We start from the raw sequence: 245 nt of genomic DNA, 5'->3' as shown, positions 1-245 counted from the left end.
AAGGCCATGATCGGCAATGCCGGCGACGGCCGCATCCTCAGCGACGTGGCCGACTACCTGGACGGGCAGCGCCGCGCAAAGGGACGCCACCTGTTCACGGCGCAGGAACTGGAATTCGTGATCCGCCAGTCGTTCGCCAACCGGCGCCGGCTCGCCTTTGTCAACGCACGGGGCTTTCGGGCAATGACTGTTCACGGCGCGAAAAACAGGGAGTTCGACAATGTCATTGTACTGTGGCCCCCCGC

1 pseudogene is annotated in these 245 nt (G+C 64.1%); it reads left to right on the top strand.

From position 1 onward, the window contains the following. A pseudogene (locus KVT32_RS31080) lies at positions 1-245 on the top strand (hypothetical protein); the annotation flags it as partial.

It is taken from the genome of Achromobacter sp. GbtcB20 (assembly GCF_019091095.1).
GTDB classification, from domain to species: domain Bacteria; phylum Pseudomonadota; class Gammaproteobacteria; order Burkholderiales; family Burkholderiaceae_B; genus Achromobacter; species Achromobacter mucicolens.
Note: the sequence above shows the minus strand (reverse complement) of the source record. Positions and strands in the feature narration are given on the sequence as shown.